Source organism: Silvimonas sp., from assembly GCF_031291215.1.
Lineage (GTDB): Bacteria > Pseudomonadota > Gammaproteobacteria > Burkholderiales > Chitinibacteraceae > Silvimonas > Silvimonas soli.
This window is the reverse complement of record NZ_JARLJK010000150.1, coordinates 163,341-186,608: the sequence shown is the minus strand read 5'-3', so window position 1 is coordinate 186,608 and position 23,268 is coordinate 163,341. Positions and strand designations below refer to the sequence as shown.

General features: G+C 57.8%; 25 protein-coding genes and 1 pseudogene. 22 read left to right on the top strand and 4 right to left on the bottom strand.

Annotated elements, in window-relative coordinates:
- Nucleotides 1–483 precede the first annotated feature (483 nt).
- From P4L78_RS22560 to P4L78_RS22540, 5 genes and pseudogenes are all read left to right on the top strand, one after another.
- Nucleotides 484–750, top strand: a pseudogene (locus tag P4L78_RS22560) (methyl-accepting chemotaxis protein); the annotation flags it as partial.
- Between the two features lie 3 nt (nt 751–753).
- Nucleotides 754–1,326: a hypothetical protein gene (locus tag P4L78_RS22555; RefSeq protein WP_309330918.1), complete on the top strand. Its 573-nt coding sequence runs from the start codon at nt 754–756 to the stop codon at nt 1,324–1,326.
- A gap of 75 nt (nt 1,327–1,401) precedes the next feature.
- Nucleotides 1,402–1,659 carry a hypothetical protein gene (locus P4L78_RS22550; RefSeq protein ID WP_309330915.1) on the top strand — a complete coding sequence of 86 codons (258 nt, stop codon included), beginning with the start codon at nt 1,402–1,404 and terminating at the stop codon, nt 1,657–1,659.
- Nucleotides 1,660–1,661: 2 nt separating this feature from the next.
- A complete protein-coding gene (locus tag P4L78_RS22545) occupies nt 1,662–1,814 on the top strand; it encodes a hypothetical protein (protein ID WP_283148013.1) in 153 nt (50 codons plus the stop codon).
- Between the two features lie 136 nt (nt 1,815–1,950).
- On the top strand, nt 1,951–2,466 hold the full coding sequence (locus tag P4L78_RS22540) for a hypothetical protein (protein ID WP_309330913.1): 516 nt from the start codon (nt 1,951–1,953) through the stop codon (nt 2,464–2,466).
- Nucleotides 2,467–2,569: 103 nt separating this feature from the next.
- Here P4L78_RS22540 and P4L78_RS22535 read toward each other — a convergent pair whose 3' ends face one another.
- The 3 genes from P4L78_RS22535 to P4L78_RS22525 all read right to left on the bottom strand — a co-directional run bounded on the left by P4L78_RS22535 (nt 2,570) and on the right by P4L78_RS22525 (nt 6,883).
- Nucleotides 2,570–3,838, bottom strand: a complete 1,269-nt coding sequence (locus tag P4L78_RS22535; protein ID WP_309330911.1) for a cytochrome c peroxidase — start codon at nt 3,836–3,838, stop codon at nt 2,570–2,572.
- An 87-nt stretch (nt 3,839–3,925) separates the two neighbouring features.
- The gene (locus P4L78_RS22530) at nt 3,926–5,257 is read right to left on the bottom strand and encodes an alkaline phosphatase family protein (protein ID WP_283148016.1); all 1,332 of its coding nucleotides are present in this window, start codon (nt 5,255–5,257) and stop codon (nt 3,926–3,928) included.
- A 231-nt stretch (nt 5,258–5,488) separates the two neighbouring features.
- Nucleotides 5,489–6,883 carry an FAD-containing oxidoreductase gene (locus P4L78_RS22525; RefSeq protein ID WP_309330909.1) on the bottom strand — a complete coding sequence of 465 codons (1,395 nt, stop codon included), beginning with the start codon at nt 6,881–6,883 and terminating at the stop codon, nt 5,489–5,491.
- Nucleotides 6,884–7,162: 279 nt separating this feature from the next.
- Between P4L78_RS22525 and P4L78_RS22520 the strand changes: the two genes are divergently transcribed.
- From P4L78_RS22520 to P4L78_RS22485, 8 genes are all read left to right on the top strand, one after another.
- Nucleotides 7,163–7,735, top strand: coding sequence for a flavodoxin family protein (locus P4L78_RS22520; RefSeq protein ID WP_283148018.1), 573 nt, complete (start codon nt 7,163–7,165; stop codon nt 7,733–7,735).
- A gap of 118 nt (nt 7,736–7,853) precedes the next feature.
- Nucleotides 7,854–8,474, top strand: a complete 621-nt coding sequence (ypfH, locus tag P4L78_RS22515) for an esterase (RefSeq protein WP_309330907.1) — start codon at nt 7,854–7,856, stop codon at nt 8,472–8,474.
- A gap of 53 nt (nt 8,475–8,527) precedes the next feature.
- The gene (locus P4L78_RS22510) at nt 8,528–8,737 is read left to right on the top strand and encodes a hypothetical protein (RefSeq protein WP_283148020.1); all 210 of its coding nucleotides are present in this window, start codon (nt 8,528–8,530) and stop codon (nt 8,735–8,737) included.
- Nucleotides 8,738–8,997: 260 nt separating this feature from the next.
- Nucleotides 8,998–9,867 carry an HDOD domain-containing protein gene (locus tag P4L78_RS22505; RefSeq protein WP_283148021.1) on the top strand — a complete coding sequence of 290 codons (870 nt, stop codon included), beginning with the start codon at nt 8,998–9,000 and terminating at the stop codon, nt 9,865–9,867.
- A 60-nt stretch (nt 9,868–9,927) separates the two neighbouring features.
- Nucleotides 9,928–10,269 carry an FKBP-type peptidyl-prolyl cis-trans isomerase gene (locus P4L78_RS22500; RefSeq protein WP_309330905.1) on the top strand — a complete coding sequence of 114 codons (342 nt, stop codon included), beginning with the start codon at nt 9,928–9,930 and terminating at the stop codon, nt 10,267–10,269.
- Entirely contained in the window at nt 10,262–10,672 is a 411-nt protein-coding gene (locus P4L78_RS22495) for a nuclear transport factor 2 family protein (RefSeq protein ID WP_309330903.1), read from the top strand. The genes P4L78_RS22500 and P4L78_RS22495 overlap by 8 nt, the downstream gene beginning before the upstream one ends.
- 133 nt (nt 10,673–10,805) lie before the next feature.
- Complete coding sequence (locus P4L78_RS22490; protein WP_309330902.1) at nt 10,806–11,339, top strand: GrpB family protein; 534 nt, start codon at nt 10,806–10,808, stop codon at nt 11,337–11,339.
- A 214-nt stretch (nt 11,340–11,553) separates the two neighbouring features.
- Nucleotides 11,554–13,173 (top strand): methyl-accepting chemotaxis protein, encoded by a 1,620-nt coding sequence (locus tag P4L78_RS22485; protein ID WP_309330900.1) that lies wholly within the window; start codon nt 11,554–11,556, stop codon nt 13,171–13,173.
- Nucleotides 13,174–13,213: 40 nt separating this feature from the next.
- On the opposite strand, the gene P4L78_RS22480 is transcribed toward P4L78_RS22485, so the two are convergent.
- Nucleotides 13,214–14,302, bottom strand: coding sequence for a CAP domain-containing protein (locus tag P4L78_RS22480; protein WP_309330898.1), 1,089 nt, complete (start codon nt 14,300–14,302; stop codon nt 13,214–13,216).
- A 592-nt stretch (nt 14,303–14,894) separates the two neighbouring features.
- Here P4L78_RS22480 and P4L78_RS22475 point away from each other — a divergent pair.
- From P4L78_RS22475 to P4L78_RS22435, 9 genes are all read left to right on the top strand, one after another.
- Nucleotides 14,895–16,016, top strand: a complete 1,122-nt coding sequence (locus tag P4L78_RS22475) for a methyl-accepting chemotaxis protein (protein ID WP_283148027.1) — start codon at nt 14,895–14,897, stop codon at nt 16,014–16,016.
- A 70-nt stretch (nt 16,017–16,086) separates the two neighbouring features.
- Complete coding sequence (locus P4L78_RS22470; RefSeq protein ID WP_283148028.1) at nt 16,087–16,455, top strand: response regulator; 369 nt, start codon at nt 16,087–16,089, stop codon at nt 16,453–16,455.
- Between the two features lie 9 nt (nt 16,456–16,464).
- Nucleotides 16,465–16,788 (top strand): STAS domain-containing protein, encoded by a 324-nt coding sequence (locus P4L78_RS22465; protein WP_309330895.1) that lies wholly within the window; start codon nt 16,465–16,467, stop codon nt 16,786–16,788.
- Nucleotides 16,789–16,790: 2 nt separating this feature from the next.
- Entirely contained in the window at nt 16,791–18,971 is a 2,181-nt protein-coding gene (locus tag P4L78_RS22460; protein ID WP_309330893.1) for a chemotaxis protein CheA, read from the top strand.
- A gap of 13 nt (nt 18,972–18,984) precedes the next feature.
- Nucleotides 18,985–20,622 (top strand): methyl-accepting chemotaxis protein, encoded by a 1,638-nt coding sequence (locus tag P4L78_RS22455; protein ID WP_309330891.1) that lies wholly within the window; start codon nt 18,985–18,987, stop codon nt 20,620–20,622.
- A gap of 11 nt (nt 20,623–20,633) precedes the next feature.
- Nucleotides 20,634–21,170, top strand: a complete 537-nt coding sequence (locus P4L78_RS22450) for a chemotaxis protein CheW (RefSeq protein WP_283148031.1) — start codon at nt 20,634–20,636, stop codon at nt 21,168–21,170.
- A gap of 125 nt (nt 21,171–21,295) precedes the next feature.
- Entirely contained in the window at nt 21,296–21,868 is a 573-nt protein-coding gene (locus tag P4L78_RS22445) for a chemotaxis protein CheW (protein WP_309330888.1), read from the top strand.
- A 56-nt stretch (nt 21,869–21,924) separates the two neighbouring features.
- Nucleotides 21,925–22,749, top strand: a complete 825-nt coding sequence (locus P4L78_RS22440) for a CheR family methyltransferase (protein ID WP_309330885.1) — start codon at nt 21,925–21,927, stop codon at nt 22,747–22,749.
- Nucleotides 22,746–23,267, top strand: coding sequence for a chemotaxis protein CheD (locus P4L78_RS22435; RefSeq protein ID WP_283148034.1), 522 nt, complete (start codon nt 22,746–22,748; stop codon nt 23,265–23,267). Before P4L78_RS22440 ends, P4L78_RS22435 begins: the two co-directional genes overlap by 4 nt.
- Nucleotide 23,268 lies beyond the last annotated feature (1 nt).

Sequence of the window (23,268 nt, the reverse complement as noted above, 5' to 3'; positions counted from 1 at the left end):
ACGGCGGTGGGCTTTATCTGTGGCGCCGCCATATTCTGGTTGCGTGCGCACACACACCAGCGCGATTTCGATCTGCTGCAACGCGCCCAGGCGCGGCGTCTGGCCGAACTGGAACAGCGGCCAACTGCTGCCGTGCTGGATGAGCAGTTGCGCCCGCTGCGTGACGAGATCAACCGTCTGACCCAGCAATTGGCCGAGCAAGGTGCGGCCCACGCCGTGGCGCTGGACGTTGCCGCACAGCAAGCACTCGCCGAGCGCGACCAATGGCTGGTGCAAACGCAACGCGACCATGCCACGCAATACGAGCGCCTGCACATGGCGCTGGCGGATGAACACGCCACGCTCAAGCAGGATATCGATTCGTTGCTGGGGATCGTCAAGGTGGTGGAACGCTGGCATGACGAACTGCAAGGCATTCTGGCCAACAACCGCCATCTGAAAGCGCAAAACGAAGAGTTTGCCCGCATCGTCAAAAACGTAGTGATGCTGGCGCTCAATGCCGCTATCGAGGCGGCTCGTGCAGGCGAGCATGGGCGCGGTTTTGCGGTGGTGGCTGATGGCGTACGCAATCTGGCGCTGACCTCCTCGGACGTGGCTCGTCAGTACCAGCAGAATCTGGATAAAAACGATTTGATCACCACCACCACATTCCAGGACATGCAAGCCAGCGGCAACATGATCCGCAACGCGGTGTTCGGCCTGCGGGCCACGGCGGACAAGATTCACGCCACCATGGAAGTGACCGGCTAATTTATGTTTACCGCAAAAGCTGTCACCGCCATCAACGGGTTATTTGAAACCGCCATCCAGAACCACGCCCGGGCCGATGCTGCTGAAGCGTGCGTGGTTGACTATGTGGCCCAGGCGCCAGCGTTATCGAAAGATGGCAAAGGGCTGCTGGTGGTGCTCAATATTTCGTCTTACCTGTTTCGTATTGTCGCGCTGTTTGATTTCGGCACTGACCAGGCCAGCACGGCGCATCTGGCGCGCCTGGTGCGTAGTAACGAGAGCACCTTGAGCGGCCAGGCGTTGCACGATGCGTGTTCGGAGTTGGTGAACATGATTTGCGGCACGGTGAATCGCAGCGTGTGCAGCAGTTTTCGCCATGCGGGCATGTCCACGCCATTTATTCTTGAACGTAGTTGCGCGCAGTATCTGGCCGAGATCAACCCTTCGGCCACACAGGCCCTTGCGGTAACGGTCAATGAAACCGTGCGCTTCAATGTCACGATCTGTTTGTGCTGTGCGGCTGATACCGAGGTGGATTTCTCGGTAGAAGAAACCCAGCTAGAAGAAGCGGAATCGGGCGAGCTGGAGTTGTTTTGATCACCACCGGCGTCTATCAAGTCATGCAAGTTGAAAGCGTAGTCACCGCGTAACAAGCGCACCACATACTTATAGATGAAGCACGATGTCACTCAGAAGCCGCCCGCAAGGGCGGTTTTTTTTGCCATTTCGCGCTTTGTTCCAACGATTGCCCGTCGTCGGAAATGGGTGGGAATCACGGAAAAAAGACGACAAATCGACCACTGGTCGGGGCGCTGCCAGCGCGGCCAGAGAATGCGGGCACATCAGTTTTTGCTGTTTTTAATCTTTGTGGTGCTGCAGCATAATCACCTCGATTCTTTTCGTTTGAGCATGAACAAAGCGAGGACATGACCATGAATGATCTATCCAGGACCATCGTGCCAGCCAACTCCCGCCGGCCTGCCGCCGCGCCGGAATTGCCCAAGAAAAAACGCCGCCAGACCTTTGAGCAGCGTAACCCGGCCGGATTTGCCTGGCTGATGCCGCAAGACGAACCCAGGAAGTAAATCCAGTCCTGCGTCCTGAGAATCGGCGCGCGCAGGGCCGAAGGCATTATTGCCAAGTGCCGTAAGGATGGTGTCGTGTTTCTGATAAAACTATATATACTGTATATATTATTTTTATCAAAAAGTTGAGGGCGCCATGAAGAAAGCCGCAGTAAATGTTCCAGTGACCGAAGTCGCAACCGCACCCGCCAAACCCGCCGCTACTCCCCGCCGCCGTCCGCTCTCTGCCAAATCCGAAACTTCTGCTTCTGCCGCACCAGCCGCCAAAAAAGCTGCTGCCACGCCAGTCGCGAAGAAGGTCGCTGCTGCTCCGGTAGCCAAAAAGGTTGCAGCTGCGCCAGTTGAGGTGGTGGTGGAAACCAGCAAGAAAAAGAAAAAACCCAAGGTCATCCGCGATAGCTACACCATTCCGGAATCGGACTACGCCAAGCTGGCTGAACTGAAAAAGAAAAGCCTGGAACTGGGTATTCACGTCAAGAAGAGTGAACTGCTGCGCGCTGGCCTGCATGCGCTGGAAGCCTTGCCGGTGGCTCGCCTTAAAACTTTGCTGGGCAAAATTGAGAACATCAAAACCGGGCGCCCTGCAGCTGAAAAACCGGAAGCCCTGGCCAAGACAGACAAAACTGCTGCGCCAAAGCAACCCGCCAAATAATTGAGGATTGAACTGGTGCTGACTTGTGTCGGCCACCAATAAAAACAGCCCCGGACTATGTGTCGGGGCTGTTTTGTTTTGCGGCTCCAGTTCAAATGAGCGCTTATTTTTGCGCCATCTGGGCATCCGCATCGTTCAGCGTTTTGAGAAAGGCGATGACATCGTCAATCTGCTGGTCGTTCCACGCTGGATTGCCGCCACGCTTGCGCGTCAGTGGTTCGTCGTTGGTATCGACGTTGTCGCGTAATGCGGTAGGCAGATCGTTGAACTTGTCGATCTTGCCCTTGTGTACCGGATACCAGCGTTGCGGCTGGGTGTCGCGCTGTACGTAAAACTGCAGCGCGGTTTTCAGGTCGTGATACTGGCCGTTGTGAAAGAACACCTGGCGCGTAGCAACGTTGCGCAAAGTAGGCGTGCGGAACATGCCGCACCAGGTTTTTTGCTTGCTTTGATCCTGACGCAGCGGTCCGCACAGGCCCATGTCAAAAAACTTTGGATCACGGTTCACTGCCAGCTTGTTATTGCGCGGTACGCCCAATACTTCAAATTGATAATCGGTAAACAGCGGGTGAGTGCCATCTGCCCCTTTGGTATCAAAGTGGCAAGAAGCGCAGTTGCCGCTTTTGGGGTCATCAAACAATTGCTTGCCGTGCAGTTCCTGGTGGGTGAGCGTGGCTTTGCCATCCATCCAGGCATCGAACTTGCTGCTGTAGGGATGAAAACTCGCGTCGTTCAGCTGGAATTGCGCCAAGGCGACACCGGCAAAGTGCAGGGCGTCCTGATCGCCTTTCAATGCCTGCTCGCCAAACACTTTTTTGAATGCGGCGGCATTGGGGCTACGGCGCAAACGCGCGGCGAAATCAGCTGGCGAGGTATTGGCCATTTCATCCGGGTTTAACAACGGAAAAGCAGCCTGGTCATGCAAGGCGTCAAAGCGGCCATCCCAGGTGAAGCCGCCCGTTGGCGGTAGTTCCTGCGATTCCAGTCTTTCCATCAGGCTGGATGGCGATTCCACATGCCATGCCGGTGTGCGATTCAACACGTAACGCAGTGTCGGCACTGCCCGCATGCCCTGGTGTTGCATATCCGGGCCGCCAGGTTGTACCGAGAGCGCATTGGGCGGGCCGTAGGCCTGACTGGCAGAGTGGCAAGAGGCGCATGCTTGCTGGCCAGATGCCGACAAGCTGCGATCAAAAAACAGTTGTTTGCCCAGGTCGGCTGCACCTGGCCATTGTTTAGGGGTTGTACTCACCGCGCTTTGCGGCTGGCTGGCAGTGGGCTGGGTGTGGCTGGTGGTGACCAGGGCAGTGGCGCTGGCCACGCCAGCCACCAGTAGCAACAGCCAGGCTTTACGTTGGATGAGGGGATTCATTGTGCTTTGGGGTGAAAGCACCGAACCGCGCTCATCTTGCCGGCGCGGTTCGGTGTAAAGGTCAATAAGAGATCAATCAGCCATCAATCAATGCAGATTGGTGAAGATGTCGCTGCCAAAACTGGCCAGCCCAGTTTGCCCGGCATATCCCAGATGACCCAGCTGGAAGATGTCTTCAATCGTGCGCAGCATCGAATAGTGGTTGTAGCCGGTGCTGGTCACCGTGCCGCCCTTGATGAACGGCGACAGCAGAACCGCACCGGTGTTGTCACCACCAAAGCTGTTGTAGGTAATGTTGACCTGGAAGGTAATGCCGTGAGTCAAGTACGAGCCCAGCGCTTGCGTTTGCGGGTAAGACGCCAGGTTCGGGCCTGGTTTCTGGCCGCAGCAGGTTGCGCCGGTGTAGATCGCGGTCAACGTGCCCGTAGTGGCGCTGGTCATGACTGTGGTGCTGGTCGCTGCCGAGCTTTCGTCAAAGTTGATGATCAGCAAACCGTCTTGCTTGAAGGCAGGCGACGCCATGATGATCGGCACCCATTTCTTCAGGAAGGCATCGGCGGAAACCAGACCGCCAGTCTCACCGGTGACGCAGGTGCCGGAGCTGCCGCCGCCGCCATCGTGGCCGTCATGGCACAGGTTAGGCGTAATGAAGTTGAAGTTGGAAGTGGTCGAGATCGACTGCAGATCGGTCTGCAGATGAGCCAGTTCCACCACATTGGCCGCGCAATCAGACGAATCAATGATCGAGTGGAAATACGCAAACGGATTATGACGTGTCGCGTACTGATCGCCATTGGCCACAGCCACGCTGGACGCTTCCGGGCTTTGCGTCATGTCTTGTGTGCCAATCACCGGATGGCCACAGGTTGCGGATTCACGGGATGGATCGTTACCCATGTCTTCCATGTAACCGTGCCAGGTCAGATTGGCTGCTTTCAACTGGTCAGGCAGGGTTTTGACTGTGGCGGGGTAAACGCAGCCATGACCGATGGCCTGGCCGTCAGCATCGGTGCCGGTTTGCGCGAAATCGCTGTAGGTCTGGCAGTCGGTATTGGTATCCGGATTGCCTGCCTGACCCGAGATCATGGCGATGTAGTTATCCAGACTGACGTGGCCGGTGCCGAAGTACTGGGTCAACAACGCGCCCTGGGTCGGCAGAGTCTGCGATAGATAGGTCGCCGGGCTGCTCGCACCGAAGGTGGTGGTGTAGTTTTCGTTTTCCAGCGTAATCACAAAGACGTGCTTGATACTGCTGCTGATGGTCGGCGCAGGAGTCGGCGTCGGGGCTGCAGTAGGCGTTGGGGTCGCTGTCGGCGTGCTGCTGCTATCGCTGCTACCGCTATTACAGCCCACCATCGCGCCCATGACGATAAACGAGCCGAGTAATGCGGCAAGCCACCGGTTCGATCTTGATTTCATTATTGATGTTCCCTGATCCAGTTTTTTGGGTTCACGCCAACGCTCGAGACGGCGCTGGTCGCTGCTGTATCAGAACATACATGTATGTATTTTTTATGAAGGCAAGGTTGCAGTGGGGTGCAACCGGGCACGCCCAAGTGAGATTCACTGCAAGGAATGGCAGGGGTAATCAGGAAGGGAGAGTGCCACTGCCACTGGTCAAGGCAGCAGCCACCCGGCGGGTCGGTGAACTCAAACCAGTGGCTTTAGCCCATCCAGCAAAGTGGGCACCAGCTCGCTGATGGTGGGGTGGATATGCAGCGCGTATTGCAGCGTAGGGTAAGGTGCGCCAGCGGTCATGATGTCGATGATGCTATGGATGGCTTCGTCGCCTTCGATGCCCAAAATGCCTGCGCCAATGATCTGGCGGGTTTGGGCATCGACCAGCACTTTCATCATGCCGTCGGTTTCCCCGCGTTCACGGGCGCGGCCGACGCGTGACATGGGCATGGTAGCGATCAAGGCGTCGCGGCCGCTTTTGCGCACTTCGGCTTCGGACATACCGACGCGCGCCAGTGGCGGATCAACAAACACCGCATAAGCCATGATCCGTGAGTCGACGCTGCTGCGGCGGCCATCCAGCAAGTTGGCGGCCACGATCTGGAAGTCATCATAAGAGGTATGGGTGAAGGCGCCGCGCCCGTTAACGTCACCAATCGCCCAGATGCCGGGCACGGATGTACGTAACTGGCCATCCACGGTGATCAAACCCTGCGTGTTGGTGGTGATGCCAGCCGCGGCCAGGCCCAGATCGTCCGTGTTGGGTTGGCGGCCAGTGGCAAACAGCAAATGTGAGGCATCCAGCGGCTCGTTGGCGTTCTGCAAAGTCAGGCGCACGCCATCGTCAGGCAGCGGGTCAACGCGGGCGAGGTCAGCGTTGAACAGAAAATTGACGCCTTCGCGCTGCAATACGCTTTGGATGATCAACGCCAAATCTTCATCTTCTCGCCCCAGCACGCGTTCGCCGCGCACCAACACCGTAACGCGGCTGCCAAAACGCCGGAAGATCTGCGCAAACTCCAGCGCAATATAACTGCTGCCGACAATGACCAGATGCTCAGGCAAGTCAGTTAATTCCAGCAACGTTGCGTTGGTGTGGTAGCGGATATGTTCCAGGCCAGCTACCGGCGGCACCATCGAACGCGTGCCGGTATTGATGAAAATCTCGCTGGCTTGCAGCTCTTGGGTTATCTGGCCATTCGCGTTGCTGATGCTCAGCGTATTGGCACTGGTAAAGCGGGCGTGACCGTTGAAAATCGTCACGTTGTCTGCGGTGCGCAGCCATTTTTCCACGCCATCGCGCGACTGGCCGATGATCTGGTCTTTACGTGCTTTGACCCGCGCCAGATCAACACTGATCGTGCCGGAGATATCGACACCCAGCGCGGCGGCATGGCGTGCGACATGCGCGGCGCGAGCGCTCGCAACGTAGCTTTTGGTCGGCGTGCAGCCAACGTTAACGCAGGTGCCCCCAAACGCCGCCCGCTCGATTACCGCGGTTTTGCGCCCGCTGGCGCCCAGCCGCACTGCCAGCGGCGAACCGCCCTGGCCGGTGCCAATGACAATTGCATCAAACTGATCGGGCATGACTGGTTTTCCTGTGGCGAGCGTCAGCACAAGCGGCGACGGGCTTTGTGAGCATAGACGATGCCACCGGGGAAGAAAGCCGCGTTGCCGCCAGCGGCGCTGTCACGTGTTGACTAGACCAGTCGTGTACTTCTCCCCATCACTTTTCCATCCTATAGTGGCGGCTGGCGTCCCGATCCGGGTGGTGTGTTTGTGGCTCGGGTTCGTGCTGTCTTGTCTGTGCAATGCCCGCTTCAAACCGCGTTTATTCCCCTTTTCTTATGACCAGGAAGGTTACCCATGACGAAGATTGCCATTGTGTTTTTCAGCGGCTACGGCCACACCGCCAAGCAGGCGCAAGCAGTACACGAAGGTGCGGATTCGGCTGACGGCGCGCAAGCCACGCTGTATCAGATTGATGCCAATGGTGATTTGCCTGAGGGGGCATTTGAAGCCATCAGCGCGGCGGATGCCATCATTTATGGCAGCCCGACCTATATGGGCGGCCCGGCATGGCAGTTCAAGAAATTTGCCGATGCTTCATCCAAACCATGGTTTACCCAAGCCTGGAAAAACAAGGTTGCCGCTGGCTTTACCAACTCCGCCTCGGTGAACGGCGACAAGTTTTCTACCATTACCTATTTCTGGACGTTGTCGCAGCAGCACGGGCAAGTCTGGGTCGGCACCGGTTTGATGCCAGCCAACACCAAGGCCCATGGCCCGAACGATGTGAACTGGACTGCCGGCTCTGGCGGTGCGCTGGCTATTTCGCCAGCGGATGCTTCGCCGGACGAAGCACCGCGCGCTGGTGATCTGGAAACCGCGCGCCTCTTGGGCAAGCGCGTCGCCGAGTTTGCAGCGCGTCTGAAGTAATCCGCAGTAATCAGTCTGAGTATGAGCGGGGTACGGTGCGAAAATTGCACCGCCCCGCTTTTTGGTCGCCGGGGTGGGCTGTCCATACCGGCAACGATGAATATCCAGTGAAAAGCGAATGAACAGTTCAATCATCATCCAGCAACCGCAAGGCTCGGCCACGCAACTGATTTTGTTGTTTCACGGCGTTGGCGCCAGTCCGGAACATATGGTGCCGTTGGGTGAACAGTTGGCAGCCCGGTTTGCGCAGGCGTTTGTTGTCAGCGTGCAAGCATCCCACGCATCTGATCTGGGGAGTGGTTATCAGTGGTTTTCAGTGCGCGGCGTCACCGAAGAAAACCGCCCCGCGCGGGTGGCGGAGGCGCTACCGGTTTTTGTCGACCACGTTAAGCATTGGCAAACGCAAGCTGGGGTTAACGCGGCCGCCACGGTGCTGGTCGGATTCTCGCAAGGTGCCATCATGGCGCTGGAATCAACTCAGCTGGCGACACCCATCGCTGATCGCGTCATTGCTTTGTCCGGCCGTTTTGCCCAGCCGCCACGGTCTGCGGCGTCAGGCGTCAAACTGCATTTGATCCACGGTACAGCCGATGCCATCATGCCGTATCAGCAAGCCGAGCAAGCTGCCCGACAATTGAATGACCTGGGCGCCGAGGTTACGCTGGACCTGATTTCAGGCCTTGGCCATGGCGTAAACGGTGAGGTACTGGCGCATTTGCTACAGCGATTGACCAGCTAACAGCGCGGTTCATGGCGGGCCGGTCAATTCGCTATTTGCCTTGGTGTTTTTCAGTGAGATTCGATATCTACGGCAGATTCCAGCTGGAAATACGGCGCGAGCAAAACCAATGGGCTATTTATCGCCCAGGCGTTGGCACATTGCTGGCAGATCACAAAATCGTGATTCCGGCCGATTTGCCCGAAAGTGAAATCACCTTGTTTCTGAATGACATGTTTCATGAAGTGGCCGATGGATCGCGCGATATTGTATTAATGCCCTAACGCTGAAGTTACAGCCCAAACGCAGAAATTTTTTTATTAGTATTCGCTTAAATACGCCTGCACATTGTTTGGGCAATACGGCACAACAAAGCAGATTCAAAGCGGATGTTGCCGAGGCTTTTGCCGCTGTATTCATGCCAAACGCCGTGCATTGTGGTTTTGTTGCGGACAGAACCAGCGGGGCTGGCCAATTGCGGCTGCACCCTCGCGCCCGTTGAACTAGAATACAGCCATCTTGTTGGAGGCCTATTTTTACCATCATGTCTGAACATCAATCTCCGGATTTGGCTGGCCAAAAGCTCAATGAGCAGCGTTTTCATATTCTGGAACGCATTGCCAATGACATGGGCGGGAATATTGTTTTTCCGGTTTGCTTTGAAATTACCGCCAAAATCAGTTTGGTGATGCGCAGTAATTCTGCATCAATCCAGAAAATTGCCGTTGAAGTACAAAAAGACCCGTTGGTAACCACCAAGTTGCTGAAACTGGCTAATTCGGTGACGTATAACCCGACCAATGCTACCACCGTCGATTTGCACACGGCGCTGTTGCGGGTCGGCATGGAAGCGACGCGGGCTTTGGCGCTGGCCTGTGCCATGGAGCAAATGTCGCAATCCAAAGAGGTTTCGCCTTTTGAAGCGTTTTCTCGCGAAATCCTGGCTCACAGTCTGAAAACGGCGGTCATTGCCAAGCTGCTGGTGCAGCGGTTGAATGTGCGGTTGAATGCCGACACCGCATTTCTGGCCGGTCTGGTACACGATCTGGGTGCGTTTTATATCCTGCATCACGCCGCACGTTATCCAGAACTGGTCGAACGCCCGGACTCGGTGAAGTACCTTGTGGCGCAATGGCATGAAAGCATTGGTGTGATTTTGCTGGACGCGTTGGGCCTGCCAGCCGAGGTGGTGGAGGCCGTGGCAGATCACGATTTCCCGCGCAACCGGGTGGAAAACCTGCGCACGCTTTCGGACGCGGTCTATGTCGCTAACCTGTTTGCGGACGGTTTTGGCGAAATGAACAAACTCGATACTCCCGATCTACACTTGCCCGATGAGTTGGCAGATCCCAAATACGTGGATCTCAAACCGGAAATGGATGCCGCCTGCGAAGAAATCTTGAGCACCTGGTAGGCTTGCGCCACACGTGAATGGATTGCACGGGCAATACAAACGAAGAACGGAACTTGTTGAATGAGCACTGAATTACAAATTGAAGATATCACCGTGGGTGACGGCAAGGCGGCGGTCAAGGGCGCGCTGATTACCACGCAGTACAGCGGGTTTCTGGAAGATGGCACCTGTTTTGATTCGTCGTACGAGCGTGGTCAGCCGTTTCAGTGCGTGATTGGCACCGGTCGCGTAATCAAGGGCTGGGATCAAGGCTTGATGGGCATGAGGGTGGGCGGCAAGCGCAAGTTGTTTGTACCAGCCCATCTGGCCTATGGCGAAAGGCAGATCGGGGCGCATATCACGCCCAATTCGAATCTGGTTTTTGAAATTGAATTGCTCGAAGTGCTGACTCGCGATGACTGAGCCTGCCGAATCCATTAATGTCATGCAGCAAGTGGCGCAGACGCAGATTCTGGCGGCAGAAGAACAATTGCGCCAGGCCATGCTCGACTCCGACATCGCCACGCTCCAAGCCCTACTGGCGCCCGAGCTGATTTTTACCAATCATCTGGGCCAGCGGGTCAGCCTGCAAGATGATCTGGATGCCCACCGTTCGGGACAATTACAGATTCATACGCTCACCCTGAGCGAGCAACAGGTGCACACGCACGGCGATATGGGCGTGGTGTCGGTGCGCGCCCAGATAGCCGGGATTTACGCGGGTCAACCGGCCAATGGTGATTTCCGGTTTACGCGGGTTTGGGCCTTGACTGCCGACCGCACGGCCTGGCGAGTTGTCGCCGCGCATAGCGGGCTGGTAGTGTGACGGGTTGATCGTAATCCCGGAAATGCCAGATGACACTCCTGTTTGCCGTTCGCGTCCTGGCGCTGCTAGTCTGGCTGGAAGCGCTGTCCTGGGCGTCGGTGCGCTGCAATCCAAAGTGGTTTGAACAACAGCAATGACGCCCGAAGAGTCATTGCACCAGGCCATCAATCAGCAGGTGGCGCTGGTGCCTTATGACCCCAACTGGCCGATATTGTTTGCCCGGGAGCAGGAACGGCTAAGGCAGCTGTTCGGCCCGATATTCCTCGATATCCAGCACATCGGCAGCACAGCCATCCCCAATATGCTCGCCAAACCGGTGATCGACATCCTCGCCGGAGTCGAGTCCATGCCGGTCGCGGTGGGACTGAACGGGCCGCTGTGCAACGCCGGCTACACCACCTCCGCGCAATTCAACGCTTCACTCACCGATCGGCAATGGTTCATGCGCTGGTCTGAAGGCGTGCGTACCCATCATTTGCATGTGGTCGTCTACGGCTCGACTCAATGGCAAGAGCGTCTGCAGTTTCGCGACGCGCTGCGCCATAACCCCCAACTCGCCGCGCAATACGCCGCGCTCAAGACGCAACTGGCGCAGCAGTTCGACGATGACCGCGAGGCCTATACCGATGCCAAAGGCGAGTTTGTCCGGGCAGTGCTGGGCAGCTAAGCACCGACACCCCCTCCGGGCTAGCCCTCCAGAATGTGCCACTCCGGATTCCAGGTGCGAACGCCATCCACCTGCTAGATTGCAGCAATAACGGTGCAAAACCGAACGTCAGCCGCCCTTGCAACGCCTGTTCTCTCTCGCCACGACCTCCAGTCACGTGTCGTCGGGCTTGAACACGCGCATTACAAAAATCAGATATGCCAGGAGCAGGCTCATGAATATCAGCACCCGCATTGCGTCTCTTCTTGCCCTTGCCGTGATGGGCCTGGTGGTGCTCGCCGCCTGCGCCTTTGTTTCTTTCAGCCGTCTCACGGGCAATCTGCAAGACATTGCCGATAACACACTACCCAGCGAAGCCACCATCGCTGCCATTCAGCTCAACATCAGTCGTACCAAACTGGCGGTGGAAGAATTGCTGCGGCAAGACGGCGGCCAACAGGCGCAGGATGCGCACATGGCGGAACTGCGCACCCAGGTGGCCGTGCTTTTCAAAAAGTACAATCACAGCATGATCTCGGATGAGAAAGACAAGGGGATGCTGGAAGCCAACCTGGCGTTGTTCAACCGCTGGCTGGGTGGCGTGGACCAATACATGGCGTTGGCTAAAGCGGGGCAGGCTGACAAAGCCCGGCAACTTCTGACTGAGCAAGTGCTGCCACTGGACAAACAACTGGACGATGGTCTGGATGCCTGGACCAAATACAACGACGGGCTGGGTGAGCAAGCCAAGCAGGCGGCGTACAGCACTATTTCGGCATCAAGGATCACGCTGATTATGGTCAGTCTGGTGACTATTCTCGCGGTCTTGGGCATTGGCATCTGGTTGTATCGCGGCATTACCGGACCGGTTTCCAGCTTGCGTACTTTGCTGCAGGACATCTCGCAAAGTCTGGATTTCACCAAGCGCTCGCCCGCCACCTCAAAAGACGAAATTGGGCAGACGGTCACCGCAGTCAACCACTTGCTCGAGACGGTTGAACGCAGCATGCAGCAAATTCTCTTTGCCACCGGCGAGGTGTCCACCATGGCCAGTACCATGTCTGGCACTGCCAACGAGGTTGCCACCAGTTCCCGGCGGCAAAGTGACGCGGCCAGCAATATGGCGGCGGCGGTCGAGGAGGTCACCGTCAGTATCAACCACGTGGCAGATCAGGCTCGCCAGGCGGCCAATGCGTCGTCACGCTCGGGCGAACTGGCATCTGAAGGCGAGCGGGTTATCGGCCAGACCACCAGCGACATCCGCGAAGTTCAGCGCACCATTGAAACCGTTGCCACCAAGGTCGAAGAAGTAGAAGGCAGCAGCTTGCAGGTCGACTCAGTACTCAAGGTCATCAAGGATGTGGCCGAGCAGACCAATTTGCTGGCGCTGAACGCGGCCATTGAAGCCGCCCGTGCAGGTGACGCGGGTCGTGGTTTTGCCGTGGTGGCCGATGAAGTGCGCAAACTGGCCGAACGCACAGCATCTTCGACCGTGGAAATTGGCAAGATCATTCAGAAGATGAAGGACACCAGTCTGGACGCCAACAAGCAGATGTCTGGCGCAGTGGAAGTTGCGCGTTCAGCCGTAGGCCGTGCGGCGCAGGCAGAAAGCTCGATCGCCACCATCCGCGAGTCGTCCAGCGTTGCGGTGGATTTGGTCGGGCAGATTACCAATGCCATTGCCGAGCAAAGCACCGCCAGCAATGTCATCGCCAATCAGGTCGAATCGGTCGCACAAATGACCGAACAAAACAGCGAGGCGGCACAAAGTACAGCCAGATCGGCGGACGAACTCAAGCTTATTGTGGCGCGCCTGACCGCCGAAATTGGCCGTTATCGCCTGGTGCCAGCCTGAGCCGGGATCATCCGCTCAGGCCAGACAAGCGCCCTGGGGCTCAGGGCTGCACAAAAGTCACGGTGTAACTGAAGCTGCGTGCGCTGCCGCCGATCATGACATTGGCGATGCTCACGCTCAGTTTGGTGTCGGCAGGCAAGCGTGACCAGCCGCTGGCGGAAGTGCTTAGCGACCAGCTCAGGGTGTTGTCACCGTAACCATTGGGTAATTGGCCGACACCGGTCAAAGCCACTGGATTGCCCGCATCATCTTGCACCGTGACGGTCGCCGCCGAGAAATCGGCGCCTGGATAAGAAAACGACCATTGCATAGCGGGATCAGCAATGTGGCTGTCTACCGGGACGTAACCAGCCGGTGGCCACGCCACGCCATTCGCAAGCGTCACTGCCGGGCCATCATTGCCGAGCACCCACAGCGCGTTGGCACGTGGGGTATCGCCAGGCCCGACGATGGCCAGACGCGAATACAGTACCCAGCGCCGATGCCCCAGCGAACTGACGCCGGAATCCTTGATGTACAAGCCCGGGCCGCCAATGCCGCTATTCAATGTGGGCGAGCCGAGCGCCAGATTGGAACTACCGGCGGCAGTGGCGCCATCTGCGGTGTAACAAGTCCAGCTGGTGGGTGGCGAGTGATTGAGCGCGCTGTTGGCGTCCATCATCAGTGCGGCTTGCTGCGCCTTGGCGGCCAGCGGCAAGGACAAGGTGACATTGCCGCTTTCACCGGCCATGGCGCGGTAATAATTCAGCAGGCGGACTTCGGCGTTTTTATAGGCCAGGGGCGTGTCGCCAGCCAGGCAACTGCCGACATTGCCGGTCCAGCTGAAAGCGGTTTGCTGCAATGGCAAAAACGAATCCTGATACCGTGCGATGACCTCGGCCCGGTTGCTGGTATCGATCGGGGCGAAAGCGGTACCGCTGGCATTGCCCACAGGCGTTGGTGTTGGCGTGGGCGTTGCAACGGGTACTGGCGTCGGCGTGGCTGTCGGCGTCGAAGTTGTTGAATCCGAACCACCACCGCCGCCGCAAGCGGCCAGCAGCAAAGTGGCTTGCAGCGTTAAAGCCAAAGCCAGTTGGCGGGTTTGTCGAGCGGATCGGGTCGGCGCGGAGGGCGTTGAATATTTCATCATGTATCCGGTTCTGGTTTGGGCGCCATAGTAAATGCCGCGCGTCGCCAGGCCTGACGTCGGTGATGATTGGTTGGCTTCAAATCCGTCTTCAGGGGGCACAAGAAATGGGGCAAGCCGCTTTACCTGATCCGCTGAAAATGGTGACTAACTTTTAACACGTGTCAGCAAAAGCGCTGCGCCGTTATGTCTGCAGCTTGTTGCTTGGCAGTTGGCTGGCGAGTTGCAGTGACCGAAAACAGGACCAGCGGTAGCAGTCGGTAGGTGCTTTTTTATCGATTTATTTCATCGGCTTACTTGTTGCTCAATGGGCGGCCGGAAACAATATTTACCGGTGTTCCTTGCTTTATCAGCGCGCCTGATTACTCTCATAAATACTGCCGTATAAAATTACAAAACCATGATGCGCTGATTGAGTTTTCCTGTTCAGGCTTACGGATGATGTCTGCTGCAGGAGTCTGGTTGCGCCATCAACCGCGCACTAATTACAGCGTGCCAGCGTGTTCGTGATCGATGTAGATCAGTCACCAGTGTTGCCGCCGCCAAGGCGCAAGCTGGGCCGACGGAGCTGGGTCTGGTGCAGAAGGGGGGCAAGGTGAAACAACAGCACATCGCATTATTGGCGCTCGGTCTGATCAATCTGGCCGTGAGCTGTTTGATCGCCAGTATCTGGTGGTACGGCTTGATACTCGGGCTGGTGGTGGGCGCCCTTGCCTGGCTACTGGTCAGCCAGCTATCCAGCCTGGCCGCGCGTGAGGTTCGCAGCCTGGAACCCATTGTCCAGGTCGATTCCGAACTCACCCGATATGCCCAATTGCCTGATCTGGTCACCGGCGTGGTGCCGTTGTGGTGCCGCAATATCGAGCTGGCGCGCGGGCAAACCCGCGAGGCCGTAGATAACCTGGTGGTGCGCTTTGCCGGAATCAACCAACGCCTGGGCGGTACGGTTGAGCTGGCATCGGCTAGTGGCGGCGGCGCCATGGTGCGCATGATCGATGAATCCCGCACCCAACTGGATGGCATTGTGCGCGCGCTGGAACAAGTGCTGCATGCGCGTGAATTGCTGCTGCATGAAATAGAAGGTCTGGGCGAATTCAACGCCGAACTCCAGAAAATGGCCGCTGACGTGGCGCAAATTGCCGGGCAAACCAATTTGCTGGCGCTGAACGCTGCCATTGAAGCCGCGCGGGCCGGTGAGGCGGGCCGCGGGTTTGCGGTGGTGGCCGATGAAGTACGCAAGCTGTCCAATATGTCGGGCGACACCGGCAAGCGCATTGCCACCAAGATTGAATCCATCAATCACACCATCGAAGCCGCGCTGCACTCCGCCAGCGAAATCTCCAAAGAAGAAGCCGTGATGATTGCCAACTCGCAGCATGTCATTACCGGCGTGGTGGAGAACTTCCAGCAAGCCGCCGAGCAACTGGCGGGCACGGTGGGGCAACTGGAGGCCGAAAGCCGCTCGGTGGAACAAGAAGTGCAGGAAGTGCTGGTTAATCTGCAGTTTCAGGATCGCATCAGCCAGATTCTGGAACACGTCACGCTGGATATGCAAAAGCTCGCCAGCCTGTTGCAAGGCCAGCAATTGTTGCCGGAACAGCGCGCATGGCTGGCCGAACTGGAGCGCTCTTACACCACGCTGGAACAGCGCTCTGTGCATCACGGGCAGCAAGCGAATGCGGCGGCGGCCTCGTCATCATCCATTGAATTCTTTTAGCCTGGCCCGGTTAATCCAGCCACTGAACCCCCCTGATTACATTGACTGACCTTTTCCCAAGGACCTCTTCATGGCCAAGACCATCCTCATCGTCGATGACTCTTTCAGCTTGCGCCAGACATTGGGTATCGCCCTGAAAAGTGCTGGCTACGACGTGGTGGAAGCGGTCGATGGTAAAGACGCGCTGACCAAACTCGATGGCCGTAAATTCAATCTGATCATCTCTGACGTGAACATGCCCAACATGGATGGCATCAGCTTTGTCAAAGCGGCCAAGTTGCTGCCCAACTACAAGTTCACGCCGATCATCATGCTCACCACCGAAGGCGACGAAACCAAGAAGGCCGAAGGTCGGGCGGCGGGAGTACGGGCGTGGGTGATCAAGCCGTTTCAGCCGCCGGTGCTGCTCGATGCCGTCTCCAAACTGATCATGGCTTAGGAGCCAGCGATGATGCCAGTGGACTCCGCCGGGCCAGTTGCCACCTGCAAATTTGAAGGTGAGATCACCATTTTCCGGGCGGCTGAACTCAAAGACACCTTGCTGCAGGCGCTGGCGCTGCCCGAACCGGCACTGGAAATCGATCTGTCCAGCGTTGAGGAAATCGACAGCACCGGCATCCAGTTGTTATTGGCCTTGCAGCAAGAAGCCCGCCGCCAGGACAAAACGGTGATCTGTACCCAGCCCAGCCCGCAATTTCTGGCGGTGGCGCAATTGCTGAATCTGGCCGATCGGCTGCTGGCGGGACCGGTAGTGCTGGTTGAGGAGGGCTGAGCATGGATATGGATATGGCCCGTGACGCGCTGGTGCAAGAAGCGCGCGAATTACTCAGCGCAATGGAAAGTGCGCTGCTGCAAATTGAAACCAGCGGTGCCGACAGCGAGGCCATCAACGCCATTTTTCGCGCCGCGCACACCATCAAGGGCTCCGCCGGGCTGTTCGCATTCAATCGCATCGTCAGCTTTACCCATATCGTGGAAAGCGTGCTCGACCGCGTGCGCAACGGCAAATTGCCAATTGATGGTCCGATGTTGTCGCTGCTGCTCAATTGCGGCGATTACATCGCGCAATTGGTCGATGCCATTGCTGATCGGACTGAAGAAATTGAACCCGATGAAACACGCCGCGCCGGGCTGGAACAACAGCTGAATGGTTTGCTGGGAGAGATTCCCTCGGTAGCTGCGGCGGCTGAAACCGCTCCGGTAGAGGCCGTCGACGATGTATTGCCAGAGGTGGTGGCTGCTGATGGCGTGGCCAACGACAACTGGCATTTGTCGCTGCGCTTTTCGCCCGACGTGCTGCGCATGGGTCTGGACCCTCTGTCTTTCCTGCAATACCTGGGCAACGTCGGCACCATCGTTAATCTGCATACCTTGACCGAGGGTGTGCCCGCGCTGGCTGAACTGGACCCGGAACAACATTATCTGGGGTACGAGCTTGATCTGGTTTCCACTGCCGATCGTGCCAGCATCGACTCGGTGTTCGATTTTATCCGCGATGACGCAACCATCCATCTATTGGCCCCGCATGCGCCAATTGCCGAATATCGTGCATTGCTGGCCGAGGTTGCCGAGCCGGAACGGGTGGCAGAGCTATTGGCGCAAGGCAGTCTGACCGCCGACGAACTGGCACAGGCGCTGGCACCCGAAGGGGGGGGCGAAGAGGTCACCGCCGTGGCGCAAGTGCTGGCGGTGGATTCGCTCCTCAAGGCCGCTGTGCCGACCAATCGTCCCGGCGAAGAAAAGCGGGGCTATGAACAGAAGTTCATCAAGGTTGAGGTCTCCAAGCTGGATCAACTGATTGATCTGGTCGGAGAGTTGGTGATTGCCGGGGCCGGGGCTTCGCTGATTGCCAGCAAGCGCAAGGATTCGCAGTTTGAAGAGGCCGTGCAATCCATCTCGGAACTGGTCGAACACATCCGTGACGCCGCGCTCAACTTGCGCATGGTGCCCATCGGCGAAGTGTTCCAGCGCTTTCCGCGCGTGGTGCGGGATATCTCGCTGGAACTGGGAAAAGAGATTGAACTGGTGGTGACCGGGGCGGATACGGAACTCGATAAAAGCATGGTGGAACGACTGGCCGATCCGCTCATGCATATTGTGCGCAATGCCATGGACCACGGCATTGAAGCCACCGAAGCGCGTATTCAAGCAGGCAAAGCGGCCGCGGGCACGCTGCGGCTGAACGCCTATCACGAGTCCGGCAGCATTGTGATCGAAGTCTCGGACGATGGTCGCGGCCTGAACACCGCGCGCATTCTGGCCAAGGCGGTGGAGCGCGGGCTGGTCGCGCCGGAGCAGATTCTGGCCGAACACGAGATTTTCCGGCTGATCTTTGAACCGGGTTTTTCCACTGCCGAGCAAATCACCAACTTGTCTGGCCGCGGCGTGGGCATGGATGTGGTGCGCAAGAACATCGAGTCGCTGCGTGGCGAAGTGGAGATTCTCAGCACCGAAGGCGTCGGCACCACCGTACGCATTCGCCTGCCGTTGACGCTGGCCATTATCGATGGCTTCCAGGTCATGGTGCATGACGCGGTGTTTGTGATTCCGCTGGATCTGGTCATCGAGTGCATCGATCTGGCAGGCCAGGACGGGCATCACGATATCGTCAAACTCAGAGGCGAGCCGCTGCCGTACTTGCGCTTGCGCGATCTGTTTGAAATGCCCCGGCTGGAACAGGGCCGGGAAAGCCTGGTGGTGGTGCAGTTTGGCCAGCAACGCGCCGGGCTGGTGGTTGATCGCTTGCTGGGCGAATTCCAGGCGGTGATCAAACCTTTGGGCGAATTGTTCAGCAGGATAAAAAGCATCAGCGGTTCCACCATCCTGGGCGATGGCAAGGTGGCGCTGATTCTGGATGTACCGAATCTGGTGCATCAAGCCATGGTGCAACAAGCCGTACCGCACCCCGGCAAGGCCGCCAATGGCTTTGCTTCCCCCCAGAAAAGCAACGGATGATCAGGGAGTTCTCATGAATGCCATCAATCAAATGCGGCTGGGCAGCAAGCTGCTGATCGGCTTTTGTATTGCGTCTTTATTGACGCTATTGATTGGGGTCTTTGCCCTGATCAACATCACCCGCGTGGGGGCCGGTGGCAGTGCCATCTATACCGAAAACTTGATGGCTATCAGCAACCTGGGGCGGGCCAATACCGCGCTGAGCGCACACGCCCGTACCGTGGTGCGGATGATGACGCAACCCGACCAGACCGAGGAACTGCGCAACGCTGCGGTGCGTTATCAACAGTATGCGGACACGTTCAATAAATATTGGCCGCTCTACCTGCAAACCGCGTCATCAGAAAATGAAGGACGCCTGCGCGAAACGCTCAAACCCATGCTGCAAGACTATTTTGCGGCCTCAGATAAAGCACTCAAGCTGATCCTGGATGGCCATGCCGAAGAGGCAAAGCCGCTGGTTAACAATGATCTACGCAAAATGGTCAGCAAGATGGACGGCATCCTCAGCGATATCTCCACCGATAACGAGAAACAAGCGCACGACGCCAACGAGAACAACCAGCAAACCGTCACCAATGTGCGCAACATGACCATCGCCATTGTGATCGTGGCATTTGTCCTCTCGATTGCCATGGGCATTTTGCTGGCACGTATGGTGACCCGTCAGGTCGGCGGCGAGCCGACCGAAGCGGTGCGCATTTTGCAGCAAGTGGCAGACGGCGACCTGACCGTGCGCGTAGATGTACGGCCCGGCGATACCACATCGATGCTCTACAGTATTCAACTCATGATTGAGAAACTCACTGGCGTGATGAGTGATGTCTCGACCTCGGCCAGTGCGCTGGCGTCGGCTTCAGAAGAAATCTCCGCCTCTGCCCAGGCGCTGAGTCAGAACGCCTCCGAGCAAGCGGCCAACGTGGAAGAAACCAGCGCGGCGGTGGAAGAAATCACCTCCACCGTTTCGCAGAATTCCGAGAACGCACGCGTTACCGACGGCATGGCGACCAAGTCTTCCAGCGATGCGGGCGAGGGCGGTGATGCGGTGAAACAGACGGTGCAGGCCATGCAGCAAATTGCCGGCAAGATCGGCATCATCGATGACATTGCCTACCAGACCAATCTGCTGGCGCTGAATGCCGCCATTGAAGCGGCGCGCGCGGGCGAGCACGGCAAAGGCTTTGCCGTGGTGGCCGCTGAAGTGCGCAAGCTGGCAGAGCGTTCGCAAGTGGCCGCGCAAGAGATCAGTTCGGTGGCGGCCAATAGCGTGATGATGGCGGAACGCGCCGGTAGCTTGCTGGATCAGATGGTCCCGGCGATCCGCAAAACGGCTGATCTGGTGCAGGAAATCTCGGCGGCATCGCGCGAACAGGCCAGCGGGCTGGACCAGATCAACACGGCGGTATCGCAACTGGCTCAAACCACGCAAATGAACGCCTCGGCCTCTGAACAATTGTCGTCTACATCCGAGGAAATGAGCGCGCAGGCTATCCAGTTGCAAGAGTTGATCCGCTTCTTTCGCGTGGCCGACGGTGGCAGCAGTGCCAGTCATCGTCAGCCAGCGCGCCGGGCTGCAGCAGCAGTTCCGCGGGGCGGTTATGGCGGGCGTGGCAACGAAGCGGTCGATGAATCCGCCTTTACCCGCTTTTAGGGAGCGCCACCATGCTCAGTCCGGCAGCGGTGACCGCCGCCAGCGGCCCTCCGGCATTGTTGGCAGCAGAGAATCTGCAGTTTCTGACTTTCTCGCTGGAAGGCGAGCTGTTTGCGGTCGCCATTGAACATATCCGCGAAATCATCGAGTTCAATGGCTTGACGGCGATTCCGCTGATGCCCGCCTTCTTGCGCGGCGTGATCAACCTGCGCGGCGCGGTGGTGCCGGTGATTGATCTGGCCGCGCGCTTCGGGCGTGAAGGCACCACGATTGGTCGTCGCACCTGCGTGGTGATTCTGGAAGTTGAACTGGCGCAGCGCATGCTGCCCATTGGCGTGCTGGTCGATACCGTAAACGAGGTGCTGACTGCCGAGCGCCAGCAAATTGAGCCACGTCCGCAGTTTGGTGCGCGGCTGCGGGCGGAATTTATCGTCGGCATGCTCAATCAGGATGAGCGTTTTGTGATCGTGCTGGATATCCAGCAAGTGCTGTCGGTGCAGGAGATGTCTGATTTGATCGGCCTGAGCGTGGACGCGCATACCGGCTAGCGTGGTGCGGCTGGTTTTCAGATGCGCGTAGCTATGATGGATTGATGGCGGTTTTGCCCCGCCAATACGTGAGCTGCGGCGGTACTGGCGGTGATATCGCTCCCGGTGCAGTTCAGGAGAAAAACATGGTCAGTAGCATTGCGCCGGTTGCCAGGACCAGCCAGCCGGCGGCCAGCGAAGTCAGCCAGCAGTTTCTGACGTTCTCGCTGGCCGGGGAGTTGTTTGCCATCCCCATTGAACATATCCGCGAGATTATTGAATTCAACGGCCTGACCGAGATTCCGTTGATGCCGTCGTTTTTGCGCGGGGTAATCAATCTGCGTGGCGCCGTGGTGCCGGTGATTGATCTGGCCGCCCGTTTTGGTCGAACCGCAACCGTCATGACCCGGCGTACCTGTAACGTGATTCTGGAAGTCGAACAGGCCGGGCGCATGCTGCCGCTGGGCATTATTGTTGACGCGGTCAATGAGGTGCTGACGGTAGAAGACCAGCAAATTGAACCGTGTCCGGATTTCGGTGCGCGCATTCGGGCCGAGTTCATTCTGGGCATGCTGCGGCTGGGCGAACGCTTTGTGATTGCGCTGGATATCCAGCAGGTGTTGTCGGTAGAAGAAATCGTGCAACTGGTAGTGGATGACGCCCAGGCTGTGGCCGAGGCCGAACCCGCTGCCCTCGTCATCACCGATGAAGGGTTCTGACCCGCTTTGATACGCAGCCTTGGCCTGTTGGCAAAATCGACAACTCAGGAAGTGCAATGGCTGAACCCGTGACTTTGCCGCCGCCCGTGAGCGACGAAGAAATGCGCTTGTTCCGGGACTTGTTCATGCAGCAGATTGGCATGCATCTCCCCGAATCCAAACGGGCGCTGTTATCCAGCCGTCTTTCCCGACGGCTGCACGCGCTCGGGTTGCCCAGTTTCAAGGCATATCACACCTTGATTGCCGCGCCAGGCGAAGCGCAAGAACGGCAACGGGCGATCGACCTGATTACCACCAACGAAACGTTCTTCTTTCGCGAGCCCGCCCATTTCAAGTTCTTGAGTGAAGTCGTTTTGCCGCAAACGCCAGCGCGGGAAACCTTGCGCATCTGGAGTGCCGCCAGCTCCACTGGCGAAGAAGCGTATTCGATAGCCATGCTGCTGGATAACGAACGCCATGACGCGCCGTGGGACATCCTGGGTTCGGACATCAGCCAGCGCGTGCTGGATTCGGCGCGGCGCGGTGTGTACCCGATGGTGCGCGGTGAAAACATCCCTCTGGCCGATCTCAAACGCCATTGCTTGCGTGGTACCGGCGAGTACGAAGGCTACTTTCTGGTCGGCCGTCATTTGCGTGATCGCGTGCAATTTACCCAACTGAATCTGATGGCTTTACCGGCCAGGCTGGTGCCGTTTGATGTGATCTTTCTGCGCAATGTGATCATCTATTTTGATGCGCCCACCAAGGCCAAAGTGCTGGCTTCAGTGGTGCATTTTCTGCGTCCGGGCGGCTGGTTGCTGGTTGGGCATTCCGAATCACTGCATGGCATCCAGTTGCCGTTGCAAATGGTTTCACCGTCTGTTTATCGCAAGCTGCCATGAGTACGCCGCGCACTTTCGTCAATCCCGGCGATATCTATTTTGGCCGTGGTGATCAACGCATCGAAACCTTGCTCGGGTCATGCGTGGCCGTCACGTTCTGGCACCCGGCGCTGCATCTGGGTGGCATGTGCCACTTTTTGTTGCCGGGCCGCATCCACGAAAAAGCGCCGGTCATGGCCGGAGATGGCCGTTACGGTGATGAGGCCTTGCAGTACCTGGTCGAGGAAATCGCCTTGCACCACACACAGCTGCGGGATTATCAGGTCAAGGTATTTGGCGGCGGCCGGATTTTTGCCACCGAGTTGCCCGGCGCCAGCATTGGCGAGGCCAACGTGCGCTTTGCACTGGATGCCTTGCGCAAGTTCAATCTGCCGGTGGCGGGGCAGGATGTGGCCGGGTTTGGCTACCGCTATCTGCGGTTTGAACTGGGTAACGGCGATGTCTGGGTACGGCGCGGGCGCGGCCTGCCCGCGAGCGCAGAAGGTACTGGCGTAGTGAAACCGGTCAGGAGCATGTGAT